Origin of the sequence: Mycobacterium paraterrae (assembly GCF_022430545.2) — a bacterium.
GTDB classification, from domain to species: Bacteria; Actinomycetota; Actinomycetes; order Mycobacteriales; family Mycobacteriaceae; genus Mycobacterium; species Mycobacterium paraterrae.
Genome location: NZ_CP092488.2, coordinates 3,523,586 through 3,543,490, shown reverse-complemented (window position 1 = coordinate 3,543,490; position 19,905 = coordinate 3,523,586). Strand labels below are relative to the sequence as shown.

The window sequence follows — 19,905 nt, the reverse complement described above, 5'->3', positions numbered from 1 at the left end:
GGTTGTGCCGTGGCCACTCCTGATCAGGCAATCGAGGCAATCCGCGCGACCGGTGGCGCCCAGCCCGGCAATCGGGCGCTACACGCCAAAGGCAAACTCTACCGAGGCACCTTCACCGCGACTCCGGAGGCCGCCGGGCTCTCCCGTGCCGCGCACCTCAGCGGTGAGACGGTGCCCGCGCTGATCCGATTCTCCAGCGGCTCAGGCAATCCCGACCAACCCGACAATGCTCCAGGCGTCCGCGGCCTAGCAGTGAAGTTCACTCTGCCGGACGGGTCGACGACAGACGTCTCCACCCAAACCGCCAAGCTGTTCCCGGCGAGCACGCCCGACGGTTTCCTTTCGCTGTTGCGGGCGTCGCGCCCAGGACCCACCGCTCCCCTGCGCCTCATCGGGTATATCGCCACGCACCCGCGGTTCGTCAAGGCCCTGCCCGTCGTCAAAGAAGCGAACAAGGTGCCGGCCAGCTACGGCACCGTCGCTTACCACGGCCTGCACGCATTCCGCTGGGTGGCCGCAGACGGCAGCGAGCGGTTCGTGCGATACCACCTGCAACCGGTCGCAGGTGAAGACTTCCTGGCGCCGGACGTCGCGAAGACCAAAGATGCCAACTTCCTGACCCGGGAGCTTGACGAACGCCTTGCGGCCCAACCGGTTCGGTTCGACTACCAGGTTCAGATCGCCGCGCATGGCGACTCCACCGTCGATCCGTCGAAGGGCTGGCACAGCGATCAGACAGTCACCGTCGGGACACTCGAGATCACCGGTGTTGAAACGGAGCGCGAACATGGCGGCGACATCGTCGTCTTCGACCCGATGCGCGTCACCCCGGGCATCGAGCCTTCCGATGACCCGGTCCTGAGGTTCCGCACCCTCGCCTACTCGGCTTCGGTGAAACTACGCACCGGTGTCGACCGTGGCGCGGAGGCGCCCGCCACCTGATGACGTCGGCACACGGTCGACCCACCGCAGCGGAATTGATCGCCGCTGTGGCCGAATTCCTCGAGAAGGACGTCCGCGAGTCGACCTCCGGACAGGTCAACTTCCACTCCCGGGTCGCCGCCAACGCCCTGCGGATGGTCGAACGTGAACTGACCGCCGATTCCGATGACGGCGTGGCCGCCGTATTGACCCGTATCGGGTTCGACCACGAGGCCGCACTCGCCGCTGCTATCAGGGCCGGCGACGTGGACGGGGCCGACCCTGACGTGCGGTCGGCGTTACGCGCGCTGGTCGGCCGCCGGCTGGCCGCCGCCCACCCGGGCTACGAGCGCGAAAGTAGTACCCCGCCCGCCTAGTTTCAAGAAGACCTGTGTCGCGCCCGAATATCGGGTAACCAATCTTGGCTGATTTCTTCCGGTTTCGACTTCGACGGAGAGCCATCTATGGCCAGGACAGACATTGCAGCTTTGCTGGCGCTGGGTTCGGCGCTGTGCGTGGCGATCGGCGACGTACTGCAGCAGCGTGCAGCGCACAGCGTCGACGGCAGATCGCGCGGACACGTCACCGTGCTCATCGCGCTGCTGCGTAATCAACGCTGGTGGTGGGGTGCGCTGCTGTTGGTGGTGAGCATCGGATTGCAAGCGGCCGCGCTGGGCCAAGGCTCGGTCTTGTTGGTCCAGGCCTTGCTGACCTTTTCCGTGCTTTTCGCGCTGCCCATCAACGCGCGGCTGTCCCGCCGCAGCATGTCCGGCAGCGAGTGGATGTGGGCCGGCTTGCTGACCGCCGCGGTGACGGTCATTGTGACGCTCGGCAGTCCCAGAGCAGGTCGATCGAGCGCCTCGCTGCACACATGGCTCGAAGTGGCGTGTGTAGTGGCGCCCCTGCTGATTGTTTGCGTCGTCACGGGCACGATGCGAGGCGGCGCCACTGCTGCGGTGCTCTTCGCCCTTGCCTCCGGGTCGTTGTGGGGGATCTTCGCCGTGTTGACCAAAGAGGTCATGGCGCGACTCGGTCACGGCCCGTCTGCGGTTTTTACGACCCCAGCGCTGTATGCGTGCATACTGGCCGCCGCCGGCGGTGTGGTGTTGAGCCAGGCGGCATTTCGCGCTGGCTCCCTGGCGTCGTCGATGCCTGCGTTGCAAGTGTCGCAGCCGGTGGTCGCGGCGGTACTCGGAGTGATCGTTCTCGGCGAGAGCCTCAACACGGGCTGGGCCGGGATGATCGCCATCTACCTGGCGCTGGCGCTGATGGCCGCCGCCATCTTGCGGCTCGCCCGCCTCGACGCGGACGCGGCCGATCAGCAGCTGACCGAACGACAACGGGTGCCGGCTGCCTAACCGCCCTGCGACGCGGGCTGCCTTCTGATGATGTGTTCGTGATGTTGCGGTGTGTCGCCCAACCAGCGCCGTCGGCCCACCGCCGCCTCGGCTTCCTCACCAGTGCCGACCCGATCACGCAGGCGGGCAAGCGGTTTTGGTGCCCACCAAGTCCACCTGCCGAGCAGGTGGATGAACGCGGGCACCAAGACCATCCGCACTAAGGTCGCGTCCACTAGCACAGCCAGGGTCAAGCCGACCCCGAGCATCCGCATGAACGACACGTGCGCGGGAATCAACGCCGCGAAGGAGATCGACATCACCAGTGCCGCCGTGGTGACGACCCGGCCGATGCCGGCAATACCTTGCGCCGTGCTCTCGTCGTTGGCCGCGCGCGCCACGGCTTTGCTTGGTAGCACCTCACGGGTCACTTCTGAAGCCACCCAGTACTCGTGAATGCGCGAAACCAGGAACACCTCGTAGTCCATGGCCAGCCCGAAAGCGATGCAGAACAACAAGACTGGGATGTTCGCGTTCAATGTGCCGTTCGGTGTGGTACCGAAGGCGCTGAGGTGGCCGTCTTGGAAGACCCACACCAGCGCGCCGAAGGCGGCAGTCAGCGACAACACATTGCACACCAGTGCTTGACCGGGCAGCACCGCGCTGCCGGTCAACAAGAACAGCAGGGCGAAGGTGATGAGCGCGATCAGTCCCATCACCATCGGCAGCCGGGTGGTGATCGCGCTGACGCTGTCGCGGTTGATCTGCGCCAGGCCGGTCATTTCCACGGGCCGGCCCGACGGTGTGGCGACCTGGTGCAAGCGGTCCAGTTGGGTGTTTGAGGCGGCGGAATACAGCGGCGCGGTGGTCGACACCGTGAGATACGCGCTGCCGTGCTCCAGTCCGGTGGCCGCGGCCGGCGGCCCGGCCAGCGCGCCCCGGACGTAGGTGCCGTTCGGTGCGGTGACCGACGACACGTCCGGCACCCGCGCCAGGTCGGCGGCGTAGCGCCCCAGGTCAGCGAGGTCGCCGGCACCGGGAACAGCAATGGTGACGCCGGTCCCCAGGCCGTTGCCGAAGTCGTTGTCCAGCATGTCGGCCACCTGGCGCGCCGACGCCGACGGCGGAAGCACCCGCTCGTCCGGAAAACCCCATTTGACGTCGAGGAATGGGGTGCCCAGCAACAGCAGGAGCGCCACCACGCTCAGACCGACGGTGAGCGCGTGACGTATCACGAACCTCGTCGACCGGTACCAGAACTGGAGGTGGACGGGCTTGTGCGCATGATCACGCCACGTTCTGTCAGGCGGCATCAGCCGCCGGACCAGCTGATGGGCGTCGAGGGCGTCCAGTCGCGGTCCCAGAAGGACGATGGCAGCGGGGGTGATCACCACGGCCGCGATGGCGACGATGACCGCCGTAGCCACGATGGTGTACGCCGAGGACTTCAAGAAATACATCGGAAACAGCGCCATGACCGCCATTGACAGTCCGACTGTGGTGGCCGAGAACAAGACCGTCCGGCCGGCTGTTGCCATGGTCCGCACCAGCGCCTGGTGCGGGTCGGTCGTCCGCGCGCGTTCCTCGCGGTAGCGGCTGATGATCAGCAGGTTGTAGTCGATGGCCAGCGCCAGCCCCATCGCGATGCTCAGGTCGAGCGCGTACGTCGAGACGTCGGTGGTGAAGCTGATCAAACGCAGCACCGCCATGGTGCATACGATCGCGAATCCACCCAGCAGAATCGGCAGCGCCGCAGCGATCACGCCGCCCAGCACCCAGACCAGTACCGCGAAGCTCAGCGGGATCGCGATGGATTCCATCAACACCAGGTCGTGTTCGTTCTGGTCGTTGATCTGGGCGTAGGCCACCGCCATCCCGCCTGCCCGCATCGTGACCCCGTCGCGGTCGTGGACGAGCTGCGACGTCAAAGTGCTGGCGTATTTCTGCGCGTCGTTCTCGCCGCCCTTCAATCCGGCGGCGATCATTCCGGATTTGCCGTCCTTGCTGATCAGACCGGCGGCGGCCTGCGGCGGGGACGTCCAGGCCGACGACACGTTCAGCACCCACGGCGACCGTCGCAGCTGATCGACCACGTCGGTGCCGACCCGGCGCGCCTGATCGCTGTTCGCCCCGGCGGGCGCCGTCACCACGATCAGTATCTGCTGATCGGTCTGGTCGAATTTGTGTCGAAGCAGGTCGCTGGCGCGAGCGGACTCCGACGTGGGGTCCTGGAATCCGCCGCCCGAGAGCCGGTCTATCACCGGTAACCCGAAGATCGCCGCCCCGACGAGGAGCAAGACTGTCACGGCGATGATGCGGCGCGGCGCGGCGATTGAGAGTCGAGTGACTCGTTGCAACATCCCGGCGTCCCTCCGCTTTCGTTTTCGGCCCTCGAGGCGCATACCCGATCGAGGATGTACCACAACCCTCGCAGCGTCGTGCGCTGGATTGGCCCGGCCGGTTCGCGGGTACGTGACGACAAGCGTCGCCATGGATTCAGCAACTCAGTCTGGGCAGATCGGGCGTTTCGACATCTGATTTTTGCAGTGCCGACACCGAATGGGACAAGCGATGAATACGACGCAGGACGGCATCATCATTCGGCACCCAACCGAAAAAGATTGGGACGCAGTCTATGCGAACCAGGCACGCACGTTTGGTGATCCGATCGACGCGAGCAGTATCGAGGCGTGGAAGCAACGTGTCGATCTCGAAGACATTCTGATCGCCGAGGATGCCGCAGACCCGGACGACACTTTTATCGTCGGCACCACGATCATCTATCGTTCGCGACTCACGGTGCCCGGCGGCGCGAGTCTGTCTGCGGCGTGGTTGACGATGACTGCGGTCGCGACCACACACCAGGGCCGCGGCGTCTGGGCTCAGCTCAGCGCCAAAGGGCTGGAGATCCTGATCGAACGCGGCTATCCGATCGTCTGCGGCGTTCCGACACAGACCGAGATGTACGACAACGTCGGCGCGGGAGTGGCCACCTACAGCCAGAATTACGCCATCGATCGCCGCACGGCGAAACTACGCGACGCACCGAGCGATTTCCACACGCGCGAGATCAATGCGGCGCAGGCACTGCACGTCCTGCCCGGCATTTACGAAAGATGGTGCACTGCAACACAGGGAGCGGTCGAGCGCGACGGCGCCTGGTGGAGCGACTGCCTCGAGGATCGTCCCACGCAACGAGGCGGTGGATCAGCCCTGAACTGCACAACGCACCCAGACGGTTTTCTCACCTACCGCGTGTTCGGTCAGACAGCCCACGCGTTTTTGCCACCGCTCGGCACCATCGTCGTGGACGACTTCTGTGCCATCACGGACCAAGCGCACACGGAATTGCTGCAGACTCTGTTGAGCCTGGAGATGTTCGACGAGATCAGCATCGACCTGCCGCTTGACGATCCGCTTCAGCTCAAGCTCACCGACCCGCGCGCCGCGCGGGTCAAGGGCGTCAGCGACTGGCTGTGGGTGAGGATCAACGACATTCCCGAAGTGCTGGGGGCCCGCACATATAGCGCCGACGTCGATGTCGTGCTCGAGGTGGTCGACCCGCTCGGCCTGTCCGGCGGCCGTTTCCGGCTACAGGTGCGTGAGGGCGTCGGCAAATGTGTGCCCCACGAAGGCGACGCGGATGTCGAAATCGGCTTAGCGGACCTGGCGACGATATACACCGGCGCACACCGGCCTTCAGAATTGTTGCGTGCCAACCGAATCAAGGAATTACGCAGTAACGCCCTGCGCGAGCTGGACGCGACGTTCCGAGTGGACCGCGACCCGTTCTGCAACACGCTGTTCTGACACCTAACCGGCACCGCGGCGAGTACCGTTTGGCCATGCCCGCCAACGAAATCATCCTTGATGTGGGCGACGATCTGCTCGTGGCGAACGGGTGGCGCGGACGACGCGCGCCAACGACGATGCGGGGACGAAGCGATGAAGAGGAGTGGCGTTGATGAACGTCGAGACTTTGCTGAACGACCCAGACACCGCCGGAGTGTGGAACCTGGACCGCGACCGCTCCACCGTCGGGTTCAGCATCAAGAACTTCTGGGGACTGCTCAACGTCAAGGGGACTTTCACCGACCTCACTGGCGACGGCCAAATCACGGGTAGGGGCGCGATCTTCGGCCGGCTGGAAATCCAGGTGGCGTCGCTGCGGACCGGCATCGGAAAGCGTGACGAACACCTGCGTTCGGCCGACTTCTTCGACGCGGACCGCCATCCCGAGATCACCGTCGAAGTGACAGCGATCGAGCCAGCCGCCGGGAACGCCGCCACGCTCGCTGCGACGTTCACGATCAAAGGGGTGACCGCGCCGGTACCGCTGCCCGTCCAGGTCACCGAGGTCGGTAGCGGGGCCATGCGGGTCACCGCGAACGCGGTAGTCGACCGCGACCAGTTCGACATCGGATGGAATCGGCTCGGGATGGTCGGCAAAACCGCGACGGTCTTCGCCGACGCGTACTTCGTACGGGCGCCGCGGTAACCGCAGTCGGACGTTACGATCTGGACCGTGTCTGCCACCAGCCCCCTGCGGGTCCTCGTGTACAGCGACAATGCCAATACCCGACAGGCCGTCATGACGGCGTTGGGTAAACGGGTCCACCCGGACCTGCCCGAGCTGAGCTACGTCGAGGTCGCGACCGGACCGGTAGTGGTCCAGCAGGTCGACGCCGGCGGCATTGATCTGGCGATTCTCGACGGCGAGGCGACCCCGGAGGGCGGCATGGGCCTGGCCAAGCAGCTCAAAGACGAAATCGACCAGGGTCCCCCGATCGTGGTCCTGACCGGCCGCCAGGACGACGCTTGGCTGGCCAGCTGGTCGCGAGCAGAAGGTGCCGTCCCCCATCCGATCGACCCGATTCGGCTGAGCAGGACCGTCCTGGAGCTGCTGCGCGCCCCCGCATAAAAGCGCGAAAAACCAACGTCGACATCCCGCACACCCCGCCGATGGCCGGGCGTTTCGACGACTGACATCCAGCTCGAAAACGAGTCAAACAGCCCTGCGCTGTTTGCGATCCGCGACTCAAGACTTGTCGACTTCCCGAACCGGATGGCGCTTCATTCAGCGCCTAACTCGCTGTGGTTGAGGTCACAACTAACCTGCTGAGCGGGCGACCACACACGGTCGCTAGGCTGTGGTTGCGCTCACAGTCCAGCCCTAGACCAAGAGTGAGGAAGCGTCGTCGCGGCATGAATCTTTACCTGCCCATTCTCGTACTCGGAGGGATCGCCGCCGCCTTCGCGCTCGGCTCGGTCGCACTGGCCCAGATCACCGGTCCGCGCCGTTACAACCGGGCGAAGCTAGAGGCCTACGAGTGCGGGATCGAGCCCAGCGACCAACCCGCCAACGCGCCGCACGCCGGCAGCGGCCAGCGGTTTCCGGTGAAGTACTACCTAACGGCCATGCTGTTCATCGTGTTCGACATCGAGATCGTGTTCCTCTACCCGTGGGCGGTCAGCTACGACCAGCTCGGGATGTTCGCACTGATCGAGATGGTCATCTTCATGCTCACCGTATTCGTGGCCTACGCGTACGTGTGGCGCCGCGGCGGATTGACTTGGGATTGAGGTAGATCGTGGGCATCGAAGAAAAACTTCCCAGCGGATTTCTGCTGACCACCGTCGAACAGCTGGCGGGCTACTTCCGCAAGAGTTCGCTGTGGCCGGCCACCTTCGGGCTGGCGTGCTGCGCGATCGAGATGATGGCGACCGCCGGCCCTCGCTTCGACATCGCACGCTTTGGCATGGAGCGGTTTTCGGCCACCCCGCGCCAGGCCGACCTGATGATCGTCGCCGGGCGGGTCAGTCAGAAGATGGCGCCGGTGCTGCGCCAGATCTACGACCAGATGGCCGAACCCAAATGGGTGCTGGCGATGGGTGTCTGCGCCTCGTCGGGCGGAATGTTCAACAACTACGCGATCGTGCAGGGCGTCGACCACGTCGTGCCGGTGGACATCTACCTGCCCGGCTGCCCGCCACGCCCGGAGATGTTGCTGTACGCAATTCTCAAGCTGCACGAGAAGATTCAAGAAATGCCGCTCGGCGTCAACCGCGAGCAGGCCATCGCCGAGGCTGAGCAGGCGGCGCTCGCTGCGCGGCCGACGATCGAGCACCTCGGGCTGCTGCGATGAGCTCTCCAGAACACGACCCCAAGCGGGCCGCAGCCGAGGTCGGCGGCGACCCCGTCGGCTCCGACACTGCCGGCGCGGAACGGATCAGCGTGCGCCGCGGCATGTTCGGGGTCCGCGGCAGTGGTGACACCTCGGGCTACGGGCGACTGGTTCGCCAAGTCACCATCGACGAGGGAAGCCCACGTCCTTACGGCTTCTACTTCGACGAGGTCGTCGACCGGTTGTCAGAGGCGCTGAAAGCCGACGACGGCGTCGAATTCACCGACGCGATCGAGAAAGTCGTGGTGTACCGCAACGAGCTGACCCTGCACGTGCGTCGCGAGCTGTTGCCACAGGTGGCCCGTCGGCTGCGCGACGACCCAGAGCTGCGCTTCGAGCTATGCCTGGGCGTCAGCGGCGTGCACTATCCGGACGACACCGGACGCGAGTTGCACGCCGTCTACCCGTTGAACTCGATTACCCACAATCGTCGTGTGCGGCTGGAAGTGGCTGCGCCGGACGAGGATCCGCATATTCCATCGCTATTCGGGATTTATCCGACCAACGACTGGCATGAGCGCGAGACCTACGACTTCTTCGGCATCATCTTCGACGGACACCCGTCGCTGACCCGCATCGAGATGCCCGATGACTGGGAGGGACACCCGCAGCGCAAGGACTATCCGCTCGGTGGTGTTCCCGTCGAATACAAGGGCGCCAAAATTCCACCGCCCGACCAGCGGAGGTCCTACAACTGATGAGCGAGACCACTGGCACGGACACGTTGATCGCTGTCACCGGCCAAGACTGGAATCAGATCGTCGAGGCCGCCCGCAAGGGCGAGCCCGGCGAGCGGATCGTCGTGAACATGGGGCCCCAGCACCCGTCCACCCACGGCGTGCTGCGACTGATCCTGGAGATCGAAGGCGAGACCGTCACCGACGCCCGGTGCGGGATCGGCTACCTGCACACCGGAATCGAGAAGAACCTCGAATACCGGTACTGGACGCAGGGCGTCACCTTCGTGACCCGAATGGATTACCTGTCACCGTTTTTCAATGAGGCGGCGTTCTGCCTGGGTGTGGAGAAGCTGCTCGGCATCACCGACGAAATCCCCGAGCGGGTCAACGTCATCCGGGTGATGATGATGGAACTCAACCGAATCTCCTCGCACCTGGTCGCGTTGGCGACCGGCGGCATGGAGTTGGGCGCAATGACGCCGATGTTCACCGGCTTCAAGGGCCGCGAGATCGTGCTCACGTTGTTCGAGTACATCACCGGCCTGCGGATGAACAGCGCCTACATCCGGCCCGGCGGCGTGGCGCAGGACCTTCCCGCGGACGCCAAGACCGAAATAGCCGCTGCGCTGGTCGAATTGAAGAAGGCGCTTGCTGAGATGGGCGACCTGCTCAACGAGAGCGCCATCTGGAAGGCCCGCACCAAGGACGTCGGCTACCTCGACCTCACCGGCTGCATGGCGCTGGGCGTGACCGGGCCGGTGCTGCGTAGCACCGGGCTGCCGCACGACCTGCGGAAGGCCGAGCCCTACTGCGGATACGAAAACTACGACTTCGACGTGATCACCGACGACGGCTGTGATTCCTACGGCCGCTACATCATTCGCGTCAAGGAGATGTCGGAGTCGGTCAAGATCGTCGAGCAGTGCCTGGACAAGCTGAAGCCGGGGCCGATCATGATCGAGGACCGCAAGATCGCGTGGCCCGCCGACCTGAAGGTCGGTCCGGACGGATTGGGCAACGCGCCGGAACACATCGAGAAGATCATGACCGGTTCGATGGAAGCCCTGATCCACCACTTCAAGCTGGTCACCGAGGGCATCCGGGTTCCGGCCGGGCAGGTCTACGTCGCGGTCGAGTCACCGCGCGGCGAGCTGGGTGTGCACATGGTCAGTGACGGGGGCACCCGCCCGTACCGGGTGCACTATCGAGACCCGTCGTTCACGAATCTCCAAGCCGTCGCCGCAATGTGCGAGGGCGGCATGGTCGCCGACGTCATCACCGCGGTGGCCAGTATCGACCCGGTGATGGGCGGAGTGGACCGATGACCGCAGTACCCGAGGCCGGCGCCAGTAACGGCGGGCCCGGCCCCAACAACGGCGAACGCGTGTTCATTCGGCTCGGGCCGCCCGCGGAGGAGCCCGGTCAGTTCGTCACCGAAGGCGCGCCGAAGTCGTACGCGGCCGACGTGCAGGCTCGGCTCGAGGTCGACGCCAAGGAGATCATCGGCCGTTACCCCAACCCACGCTCGGCGTTGCTGCCGCTGCTGCACCTGGTGCAGTCGGAGGACGGGTACGTGACGCCGGCCGGTGTGGAATTCTGCGGCGCACAGCTCGGCCTGACCGGAGCCGAAGTTGCCGCTGTGGCAAGCTTTTACACGATGTACCGCCGCGGGCCCACCGGGGAATACCTGGTCGGGGTCTGCACGAACACGCTGTGTGCGGTGATGGGCGGCGACGCGATTTTCGACTCGCTCAAAGAGCACCTCGGCATTGGCAACGACGAGACCACCGACGACGGGTCGGTCACCCTGCAACACATCGAGTGCAACGCCGCGTGCGACTTCGCGCCGGTGGTGATGGTCAACTGGGAGTTCTATGACAACCAGACCGTCGAATCGGCCCGCACGCTGGTCGACGGTCTGCGTTCCGGCAATCCCCCGGCCCCCACCCGCGGAAACCTGTGCACGTTCAAGGAAGCCGAGCGGATCCTGGCCGGTTTCCCCGACCCGCGGCCCGACGAGGGCCAGGGCGGTGCCGGCGCCGCGACGCTGGCCGGACTCGAGGTGGCCCGAGAGAAGAATATGACCGCACCGTCTGCCGGGGAGGGCACGTAATGGGGTCGCCGACACCGCTGGCTCCAGTGCTGAGCCGATTCTGGGACGACCCGCAGTCGTGGACGCTGGAGACCTACCGCCGCAACGACGGCTACCAGGCGCTGGACAAGGCCTTGAAGATGGATCCCGACGCGGTGATCTCGGCTGTCAAGGACTCCGGGCTGCGCGGGCGCGGCGGCGCCGGCTTCTCGACCGGCACCAAGTGGTCGTTCATCCCGCAGGGCGACAGCGGCGCCGCGGCCAAGCCGCACTACCTGGTGGTCAACGCTGACGAGTCGGAACCCGGTACGTGCAAAGACATTCCGCTGATGCTGGCGACTCCGCACGTGCTGGTCGAGGGCGTCATCATTGCCTCGTACGCAATCCGGGCCAGCCACGCGTTCATCTACGTCCGCGGCGAGGTGCTGCCGGTTCTCCGGCGCCTGCAGAACGCCGTCGCCGAGGCTTATGCGAATGGCTATTTGGGCAAGGACATCGCCGGCTCGGGCTATGACTTGGAACTGGTGGTGCACGCCGGCGCCGGCGCCTACATCTGCGGTGAGGAGACCGCACTGCTGGACTCGCTGGAGGGCCGTCGCGGGCAGCCCCGGCTGCGCCCGCCGTTCCCCGCAGTCGCCGGCCTCTACGGCTGCCCGACGGTGATCAACAACGTCGAGACCATTGCCAGCGTCCCGTCGATCGTGCTGAACGGCGTCGACTGGTTCCGCTCCATGGGCAGCGAGAAATCGCCTGGCTATACGCTCTATTCGCTGTCGGGACACGTCACCAAGCCCGGGCAGTACGAGGCGCCCCTGGGCATCACGCTGCGCGAGCTGCTCGACTACGCCGGCGGCGTGCGGGCCGGGCACAAGCTGAAGTTCTGGACGCCTGGCGGATCGTCGACACCGCTTCTCACCGACGAACACCTCGACGTGGCACTGGATTACGAGGGCGTCGGGGCGGTCGGATCGATGCTGGGCACCAAGGCGCTGGAAATCTTCGACGAAACCACCTGCGTAGTGCGCGCGGTCGGCCGCTGGATCGACTTCTACAAGCACGAGTCCTGCGGCAAGTGCACGCCGTGCCGCGAGGGCACGTATTGGCTGAGCCAGATCTACCACCGTTTGGAAAACGGTCAGGGCACCACTGAGGACCTGGACAAACTCACCGACATCGCTGACGCGATACTCGGAAAATCGTTCTGCGCCTTGGGCGATGGCGCGGCCAGCCCGGTGGCTTCCTCGCTCAAGTTCTTCCGTGACGAGTACGTCGCACACATCGAGGGCGGCGGCTGTCCGTTCGACCCCAAGCTGTCCATGCTCGAGGCAGACGGAGTGAAAGCGTGACCCACACTCCTCCGCGCGAGGGTGCGTGTTTGCACCGCGACACGCCGCCCCGCTTGGCATTCTGCGCACGCTCGCGCACTAGTTCGCTGAAGGAGTGGCGCCAATGACGCAGGTGGCGGATACCGGAGAGAAGGTCACCGAGCCCGAGTTGGTGACGCTGACCATCGATGGCACTGAAGTCAGTGTTCCGAAGGGCACGTTGGTGATTCGGGCCGCCGAGCTGATCGGTGTACAGATCCCCCGGTTCTGCGACCACCCACTGCTCGACCCGGTCGGTGCCTGCCGGCAGTGCCTGGTCGAGATCGAGGGTCAGCGTAAGCCGATGGCCTCGTGCACGATTCCCGTCGCCGACGACATGGTGGTACGCACGCAGTACAGCTCCGAAGCGGCCGATAAGGCGCAGCACGGAGTCATGGAGCTGCTGCTGATCAACCACCCGCTCGACTGCCCGATGTGCGACAAGGGCGGCGAATGCCCCCTGCAGAACCAGGCAATGTCGAACGGCCGCCCGGATTCTCGGTTCGAAGACGTCAAGCGGACGTTCACCAAGCCGATCAACATCTCCTCGCAGGTTCTGCTGGACCGCGAGCGCTGCATCTTGTGCGCCCGCTGCACCCGGTTTTCTGATCAGATCGCCGGCGACCCGTTCATCGAAATGCTGGAGCGCGGCGCGCTGCAACAGGTCGGCATCTATGCCGAGGAGCCGTTCGAGTCGTACTTCTCCGGCAACGCCGTACAGATCTGTCCGGTTGGGGCGCTCACCGGCACCGCTTACCGCTTCCGCGCCCGCCCCTTCGACCTGGTCTCCAGCCCAAGCGTGTGCGAGCACTGCGCGTCAGGCTGCTCGCAGCGCACCGACCACCGTCGCGGCAAGGTTCTGCGCCGGTTGGCCGGTGACGAGCCGGAAGTCAACGAAGAGTGGAACTGCGACAAGGGCCGATGGGCGTTCACCTATGCGACGCAGGGTGACCGGATCACCACTCCCCTGGTTCGCGGCGCCGACGGCGCACTCGAGCCCGCGTCTTGGCCGCACGCCCTCGCAGTGGCGCTCGACGGCCTCACTAAAGCAGCGGGCGGCGCGGGCGTGCTGACCGGCGGTCGCTTGACCGTCGAAGACGCCTACGCCTACTCGAAGTTCGCCCGAATCGTGTTGCGCACCAACGATATCGATTTCCGTGCCCGCCCGCATTCCGAAGAGGAGACGCAGTTCCTCGCTGCCCAGGTCGCGGGCAAGCTCACCACCACCTACTCCGACCTTGAGTCGGCGCCGGTGGTGCTGCTGGCCGGCTTCGAGCCCGAAGAAGAATCGCCGATCGTCTATCTGCGGCTGCGCAAGGCCGCCCGCAAGCACGGGCTGCCGGTGCACGCCGTTGCGCCGTTCGCCAGCAACGGTTTACAGAAGATGCACGGCACGCTGATCCAGACCGCCCCCGGCGGCGAGGCCGCCGCACTCGACGGGCTGGCTGGTGGCGAACTCGCCAGCCTGCTCGCCAAGCCCGGTGCCGTGATCATCGTCGGTGAGCGGCTGGCCACCTCGCCCGGTGCGTTGTCGGCCGCGGCCCGGCTCGCCGAGAGCACCGGAGCGCGGCTGGCGTGGGTGCCGCGCCGCGCCGGCGAGCGCGGAGCCATCGAGGCCGGCGCGCTGCCCGGTCTGCTGCCCGGCGGGCGGCCGCTGAGCGATGAGACCGCCCGCGCTCAGGTCGCCGCGGGCTGGAATGTCGCCGAACTGCCCAGTGCCGCAGGGCGCGACGCCGAGGCCATCCTGGCTGCCGCCAAGGACGGAACCCTGGGAGCGTTGTTGGTCGGCGGCATCGACCCCTACGACTTCGCCGACCCCGACAAGGTGCTGGCCGCCCTGGACGCGGCGGGCTTCATCGTGAGCCTCGAGCTACGGCGCAGCGCCGTCACCGAGCGCGCCGACGTGGTCTTCCCGATCGCGCCGGCCGCGGAGAAGGCCGGCACCTACGTCAACTGGGAGGGCCGTCAGCGCAGCTTCTCGGGCGCGCTGACGCCGACCGCCACACCGGACTGCCGCGTGCTGGACACCCTTGCCGACGAGCTGGGTATCGACCTCGGATTCCCCACCGTCGCAGCCGGTCTGGCCGAACTCAACAAGTTGGGCACCTGGGACGGCGCACCACCCGAAGCACCGAAAGTTGACGCGGCGTCGTCTCCCGAGCCCGGCGCCGGTGAAGCCGTCCTGGCGGGCTGGCGGATGCTGCTCGACGACGGGCAGCTCCAAGACGGCGAGCCGCATCTCGCCGGGACCGCACGCACCCCGGTGGTGCGGTTGTCGGCCGAGACCGCGAACGGTATCGGCGCGGCCGACGGCGACGACGTCACCGTCAGCACCGCTCGCGGCTCGATCAGCCTGCCGCTAGCGATCACCGAGATGCCCGATCACGTGGCGTGGCTGCCGCTGAACTCACCCGGGTCGGCGGTGCACCGGCAACTGGGCGTGACGCCCGGTGCTGTGGTGAAGATTGGAGCTGCGCAGTGACCGCCAGCGACCCGAGCGTGCGCCGCACGAGCGGCGCCAGTGGGGAGGAGCGGCGCAAATGATGAGCGCCTTCGGACACGACACGTGGTGGCTGGTTCTTGCCAAAGCGCTTCTTGTCTTCGTATTCCTGGTTCTGACCGTATTGGTGGCAATCCTTGCCGAGCGCAAGATCCTCGGCCGCATGCAGATGCGGTGGGGACCCAACCGGGTCGGGCCGCGCGGCTACCTGCAAAGCCTCGCCGACGGCATCAAGCTGGCGCTCAAGGAGCCGCTGATCCCGTTCGGGGTGGAGAAGCCGATTTTCCTTCTCGCTCCGGCAATCTCGACCATCCCCGCGATCACCGCGTTCGCGTTCATTCCGTTCGGGCCGCAGGTGTCGGTGTTTGGCCACTGGACCCCGCTGCAAGTCACCGACCTGCCGGTGGCGGTGCTGTTCATCCTGGCGTTGTCGTCGATCGGGGTGTACGGGATCGTGCTCGCCGGGTGGTCGTCCGGATCGACCTATCCGCTCCTCGGCGGTGTGCGCTCCACCGCTCAGGTGATCTCGTACGAGGTCGCCATGGGCCTGTCCTTCGCGACCGTGTTCCTCTACGCCGGAACGATGTCCACGTCGGAGATCGTCACCGCCCAGAACCGGGTCTGGTACATCTTCCTGCTGCTCCCGTCGTTCTGCACCTACCTGATCTCGATGGTCGGCGAAACCAACCGGGCCCCGTTCGACCTGCCGGAGGCGGAGGGCGAACTGGTCGCGGGCTTCCACACCGAGTACTCGTCGCTCAGCTTCGCGATGTTCTTTCTCGCCGAATACATCAACATGACCACGGTCTCGGCCCTGGCTGCGACGCTGTTCCTGGGCGGCTGGCACGCGCCGTGGCCGCTGACCATGGTGTGGGCCGGCGCCAACAGCGGCTTCTGGCCGGTGCTGTGGTTCACCGCCAAGGTCTGGGTGTTCCTGTTCATCTACATCTGGCTGCGTGGTGTGCTGCCGCGATTGCGCTACGACCAGTTCATGGCGCTCGGCTGGAAAATCCTCATCCCGGTGTCGCTGGCGTGGGCGCTGATCGCCGCGGCTATCCGCACGCTGCGCGACCAGGGCTACGCGCACTGGACGACCGCGTTGGTCGTCGCGAGCCTCGTCGTCACAGCGGTGTTGCTGTATCTGCTGCAGAGGCCGTTCAGCAACCGGCATTTGCGTAAAAAGCGTCGCCGCACAGAGTCGGAGGCAAGGTCCGCGCAAGCGACGGCCTTGGAGCCGGCATTCCCTACGCCGCCGATGCCCGCCAAGCAACTAGCGGCGGCGACCAAGGAGACAGCCGATGGCTAAATTCCTCAGTTCCCTCGCCGGATTCGGCGTCACGTTCGGCGCGATGTTCAAACGCCCGATCACCGAGAGCTATCCGGAGAATCCGGGACCGGTCAAACCGCGCTACCACGGCCGTCACCAGCTCAACCGGTACGCCGACGGCTTGGAGAAGTGCATCGGGTGCGAGCTGTGCGCCTGGTCGTGTCCCGCCGACGCGATCTACGTCGAAGGCGCCGACAACACCGACGAGGCCCGCTATTCGCCGGGTGAACGCTACGGGCGGGTCTACCAGATCAACTACCTGCGCTGCATCGGATGTGGGCTGTGCGTCGAGGCCTGTCCCACCCGCGCGCTCACGATGACCAACAAGTACGAGATGGCAGACGACAACCGGGCCGACCTGATCTACGAGAAGCAGGACTTGCTGGCTCCGTTGCTCGAGGGCATGACCCCGGCCCCGCACCCGCGAGCCGAAGGCGCCACTGACGCCGACTACTACCGGGGCAACGTCACCGCGAATGGCTTGCGGCAGCTACCGATTTCGGATGTTTCCAAATGATCACTCACCTCGCGGCCGACGCGGTCGCTCGCACGTCCACGGGCGAAGCGGTGACTTTCTGGATCCTCGGCGCCCTGGCGCTGGCCGGCGCCCTCGGCGTGGTAGTGGCCGCCAACGCGGTCTACTGCGCGATGTCGCTGGCAATCACGATGATCGTGTTGGCGGTGTTCTACATGATCCAGGACGCATTGTTCCTCGGCGTCGTGCAGATCGTCGTCTACACCGGCGCGGTGATGATGCTGTTCTTGTTCGTGTTGATGCTGATCGGCGTGGACTCGGCCGAATCACTGGTGGAAACCCTTCGCGGACAACGGGTTGCCGCGGTGATCGCCGGGATCGGCTTGGGCGTGGTGCTGATCGCCGGGATCGGCAACGTCGCCACCGACCGATTCCTACCAAACGGCAACTCTGTGGACATTGCGCCGCAAGGCAACGTCCAAGGGTTGGCGGCGCTGATCTTCTCGCGGTATTTGTGGGCATTCGAACTCACCAGTGCGCTCCTGATCACCGCGGCAATCGGTGCGATGATCCTGGCGCACCGCGAGCGATTCGAGCGCCGGAAAACCCAGCGCGAGCTGTCCATCGAGCGGTTCCAGCCCGGTGGCCACCCGACACCGCTGCCCGGCCCGGGCGTGTTCGCCCGACACAACGCCGTCGACACACCCGCACGGTTGCCCGACGGGTCCCCCTCCCGGTTGTCGGTGCCTGCTGTGCTCGAGCCTCGACCGGTTGGGAACCGCGATCTACCGGCCCTGCACGGCTCCAACGGGAACGGAACGTCATGAATCCGGAGAACTACCTGTACCTGTCCGCACTGCTGTTCACCATCGGTGCGGCCGGTGTGCTGTTGCGGCGCAACGCGATCGTCATGTTCATGTGCGTCGAGCTGATGCTCAACGCGGTCAACCTCGCTTTCGTCACCTTCGCCCGGCTGCACGGCCATCTCGACGGGCAGATGATCGCGTTCTTCACGATGGTCGTCGCCGCCTGCGAAGTGGTGGTCGGGCTGGCCATCATCATGACCATTTTCCGTGCCCGCAAATCGGCTTCGGTCGACGACGCCAACCTCCTCAAGGGCTGACGCATGACACATCTGACCTGGCTGCTCGTCGCGCTGCCCGCGGTAGGCGCCGCAGTGCTACTGCTCGGCGGCCGGCGTACCGACCCGTGGGGACACTGGTTGGGCTGCCTCACTGCCCTGGCGTCGTTCGGTGTCGGCGTATCGCTACTGACCGACATGCTCAGCCGGCACGGCGACGCGCGGACCATCAGCCAAAACCTGTTCACCTGGATCCCGGTCGGCAACCTGCAGGTCGACTTCGGGCTTCAAATCGACCAGCTGTCAATCTGTTTCGTGCTGCTGATCACCGGGGTCGGATCGCTGATCCACATCTACTCGGTGGCCTACATGGCCGAAGACCCCGATCGCCGAAGGTTTTTCGCCTACCTCAACCTGTTCCTGGCGGCGATGCTGCTGCTGGTGGTGGCCGACAACTTCGTCGGCCTCTACGCCGGCTGGGAGGGCGTGGGTCTGGCGTCCTACTTGCTGATCGGGTTCTGGTATCACAAGCCGACCGCGGCCACGGCGGCCAAAAAGGCGTTCGTGATGAACCGGGTCGGTGACGCCGGACTCGCCTTGGCGATCTTCGTGATCTTCGCCAACTTCGGCACCTTGTCCTACTCAGGTGTATTCGGTCAGGCGGCGGGAGCCAGCCAGAGCGCGCTGACCTGGATCGGACTGCTGCTGCTATCGGGGGCGTGCGCCAAGTCCGCTCAGGTCCCGCTGCAGGCCTGGCTCGGCGACGCGATGGAAGGCCCGACCCCGGTCTCGGCCCTGATCCACGCGGCCACGATGGTGACCGCCGGTGTGTACCTGATCGTGCGGTCCAACCCGCTGTACAGCCTGTCCCCCAACGCCCGACTCGGCGTGATCATCGTCGGCACGGTGACGCTGCTCTTCGGGGCCTTCATCGGTTGCGCCAAGGACGACATCAAGCGCGCGCTCGCGGCGTCGACGATGAGTCAGATCGGCTACATGGTGTTGGCCGCGGGCCTGGGTCCAGCTGGCTACGTGTTCGCGATCATGCACCTGCTGACCCACGGCTTCTTCAAAGCGGGCCTGTTCCTCGGCTCGGGTTCGATCATCCACGCGATGCACGAAGAGCAGGACATGCGCCGCTACGGGGCATTGCGTGCCGCGCTTCCGATCACGTTCGCCACGTTCGGATTGGGCTATCTCGCGATCATCGGTGTATGGCCCTTTGCCGGCTACTTCTCCAAGGACGCGATCATCGAAGCCGCGCTGGGCGCCGGCGGTTTCCGCGGCTACCTGCTGGGCGGGGCCGCGCTGCTGGGCGCCGGCGTCACCGCGTTCTATATGACCCGCGTGATGCTCATGACGTTCTTCGGCGAAAAGCGTTGGGCCGAGGACGCGCATCCTCACGAGGCTCCCGCGTTGATGGCCTGGCCGATGATCCTGCTGGCCGTCGGTTCGGTGTTCTCCGGTGGTGTGTTCGCTATCGGCGGCAGGCTGCAGCACTGGCTCGAACCGGTCACCACCTTCGAAGAGAGCTCACATGTGCTGCCGACGTGGACGTTCAACGTCGTCACTCTCGGCACTGTTCTGGTCGGGATCGGCGTGGCGGTCCTGCTCTATGGTCTTCGTGCGGTGCCCGCGACGGCGCCGGCCGACGTGTCCGTACTCACCGTGGCTGCCCGCCGGGACCTCTACGGCGACGCGTTGAACGAAGAGGTGTTCATGCGACCCGGAGCGCAATTCACCCACGCGCTGGTCGAATTCGACGACCAGGGTGTCGACGGCTCGGTCAATGCGTTGGCCAATCTCGTTGGCCGCACGTCGGATTGGTTGCGAGGCTTCCAGACCGGGTTTGCCCGTAACTACGCCTTGTCGATGGTGGCTGGAGCGGCAATCGTCGGCGCCGCGATCCTGGCGGTACAGCTGTGGTGATTCTCGTCTTGGAC

General features: G+C 65.6%; 19 protein-coding genes. 18 read left to right on the top strand and 1 reads right to left on the bottom strand.

The genetic code is table 11. The features are described 5' to 3' along the window. Nucleotides 1-9 precede the first annotated feature (9 nt). The 3 genes from MKK62_RS17085 (at nucleotide 10) to MKK62_RS17075 (ending at nucleotide 2,279) form a co-directional block, all read left to right on the top strand. Nucleotides 10-942 (top strand): catalase family peroxidase, encoded by a 933-nt coding sequence (locus MKK62_RS17085; RefSeq protein ID WP_240258702.1) that lies wholly within the window; start codon nucleotides 10-12, stop codon nucleotides 940-942. Continuing rightward, nucleotides 942-1,298: a DUF6285 domain-containing protein gene (locus MKK62_RS17080; RefSeq protein WP_240258703.1), complete on the top strand. Its 357-nt coding sequence runs from the start codon at nucleotides 942-944 to the stop codon at nucleotides 1,296-1,298. The genes MKK62_RS17085 and MKK62_RS17080 overlap by 1 nt, the downstream gene beginning before the upstream one ends. An 87-nt stretch (nucleotides 1,299-1,385) precedes the next feature. Then, the gene (locus MKK62_RS17075; protein WP_240258704.1) at nucleotides 1,386-2,279 is read left to right on the top strand and encodes a DMT family transporter; all 894 of its coding nucleotides are present in this window, start codon (nucleotides 1,386-1,388) and stop codon (nucleotides 2,277-2,279) included. Here the strand turns inward: MKK62_RS17075 and MKK62_RS17070 are convergent. Beyond that, nucleotides 2,276-4,618: an MMPL family transporter gene (locus tag MKK62_RS17070; RefSeq protein WP_240258705.1), complete on the bottom strand. Its 2,343-nt coding sequence runs from the start codon at nucleotides 4,616-4,618 to the stop codon at nucleotides 2,276-2,278. The two genes, MKK62_RS17075 and MKK62_RS17070, sit on opposite strands and share 4 nt — an antisense overlap. A gap of 211 nt (nucleotides 4,619-4,829) precedes the next feature. Here MKK62_RS17070 and MKK62_RS17065 point away from each other — a divergent pair, with 211 nt between their 5' ends. From MKK62_RS17065 to nuoL, 15 genes are all read left to right on the top strand, one after another. Further along, nucleotides 4,830-6,068, top strand: a complete 1,239-nt coding sequence (locus tag MKK62_RS17065; protein ID WP_240258706.1) for a GNAT family N-acetyltransferase — start codon at nucleotides 4,830-4,832, stop codon at nucleotides 6,066-6,068. Nucleotides 6,069-6,219: 151 nt separating this feature from the next. Beyond that, nucleotides 6,220-6,756 (top strand): YceI family protein, encoded by a 537-nt coding sequence (locus MKK62_RS17060; RefSeq protein WP_240258707.1) that lies wholly within the window; start codon nucleotides 6,220-6,222, stop codon nucleotides 6,754-6,756. Nucleotides 6,757-6,783: 27 nt separating this feature from the next. Then, nucleotides 6,784-7,179, top strand: coding sequence for an Rv3143 family two-component system response regulator (locus MKK62_RS17055; RefSeq protein WP_240258708.1), 396 nt, complete (start codon nucleotides 6,784-6,786; stop codon nucleotides 7,177-7,179). A 284-nt stretch (nucleotides 7,180-7,463) separates the two neighbouring features. Beyond that, a complete protein-coding gene (locus tag MKK62_RS17050) occupies nucleotides 7,464-7,841 on the top strand; it encodes an NADH-quinone oxidoreductase subunit A (protein WP_240258709.1) in 378 nt (125 codons plus the stop codon). Nucleotides 7,842-7,849: 8 nt separating this feature from the next. Further along, nucleotides 7,850-8,404: a NuoB/complex I 20 kDa subunit family protein gene (locus tag MKK62_RS17045; RefSeq protein ID WP_240258710.1), complete on the top strand. Its 555-nt coding sequence runs from the start codon at nucleotides 7,850-7,852 to the stop codon at nucleotides 8,402-8,404. After that, nucleotides 8,401-9,141, top strand: coding sequence for an NADH-quinone oxidoreductase subunit C (locus tag MKK62_RS17040; RefSeq protein WP_240258711.1), 741 nt, complete (start codon nucleotides 8,401-8,403; stop codon nucleotides 9,139-9,141). Before MKK62_RS17045 ends, MKK62_RS17040 begins: the two co-directional genes overlap by 4 nt. Next, complete coding sequence (gene nuoD / locus MKK62_RS17035) at nucleotides 9,141-10,448, top strand: NADH dehydrogenase (quinone) subunit D (RefSeq protein WP_240258712.1); 1,308 nt, start codon at nucleotides 9,141-9,143, stop codon at nucleotides 10,446-10,448. Before MKK62_RS17040 ends, nuoD begins: the two co-directional genes overlap by 1 nt. Further along, nucleotides 10,445-11,236 carry an NADH-quinone oxidoreductase subunit NuoE gene (gene nuoE / locus MKK62_RS17030; protein WP_240258713.1) on the top strand — a complete coding sequence of 264 codons (792 nt, stop codon included), beginning with the start codon at nucleotides 10,445-10,447 and terminating at the stop codon, nucleotides 11,234-11,236. Before nuoD ends, nuoE begins: the two co-directional genes overlap by 4 nt. Further along, nucleotides 11,236-12,561: an NADH-quinone oxidoreductase subunit NuoF gene (gene nuoF, locus MKK62_RS17025; protein WP_240258714.1), complete on the top strand. Its 1,326-nt coding sequence runs from the start codon at nucleotides 11,236-11,238 to the stop codon at nucleotides 12,559-12,561. The genes nuoE and nuoF overlap by 1 nt, the downstream gene beginning before the upstream one ends. Before the next feature lie 103 nt (nucleotides 12,562-12,664). Continuing rightward, a complete protein-coding gene (locus MKK62_RS17020) occupies nucleotides 12,665-15,061 on the top strand; it encodes an NADH-quinone oxidoreductase subunit G (RefSeq protein WP_240258715.1) in 2,397 nt (798 codons plus the stop codon). Between the two features lie 61 nt (nucleotides 15,062-15,122). Then, nucleotides 15,123-16,385: an NADH-quinone oxidoreductase subunit NuoH gene (gene nuoH / locus MKK62_RS17015; RefSeq protein ID WP_240258716.1), complete on the top strand. Its 1,263-nt coding sequence runs from the start codon at nucleotides 15,123-15,125 to the stop codon at nucleotides 16,383-16,385. Continuing rightward, nucleotides 16,378-16,923 carry an NADH-quinone oxidoreductase subunit NuoI gene (gene nuoI / locus MKK62_RS17010; RefSeq protein ID WP_240258717.1) on the top strand — a complete coding sequence of 182 codons (546 nt, stop codon included), beginning with the start codon at nucleotides 16,378-16,380 and terminating at the stop codon, nucleotides 16,921-16,923. Before nuoH ends, nuoI begins: the two co-directional genes overlap by 8 nt. Further along, nucleotides 16,920-17,708, top strand: a complete 789-nt coding sequence (locus tag MKK62_RS17005) for an NADH-quinone oxidoreductase subunit J (protein ID WP_240258718.1) — start codon at nucleotides 16,920-16,922, stop codon at nucleotides 17,706-17,708. The genes nuoI and MKK62_RS17005 overlap by 4 nt, the downstream gene beginning before the upstream one ends. Beyond that, the gene (nuoK, locus tag MKK62_RS17000; RefSeq protein ID WP_240258719.1) at nucleotides 17,705-18,004 is read left to right on the top strand and encodes an NADH-quinone oxidoreductase subunit NuoK; all 300 of its coding nucleotides are present in this window, start codon (nucleotides 17,705-17,707) and stop codon (nucleotides 18,002-18,004) included. Before MKK62_RS17005 ends, nuoK begins: the two co-directional genes overlap by 4 nt. Nucleotides 18,005-18,007: 3 nt before the next feature. Then, nucleotides 18,008-19,891: an NADH-quinone oxidoreductase subunit L gene (nuoL, locus tag MKK62_RS16995; RefSeq protein WP_240258720.1), complete on the top strand. Its 1,884-nt coding sequence runs from the start codon at nucleotides 18,008-18,010 to the stop codon at nucleotides 19,889-19,891. Nucleotides 19,892-19,905 lie beyond the last annotated feature (14 nt).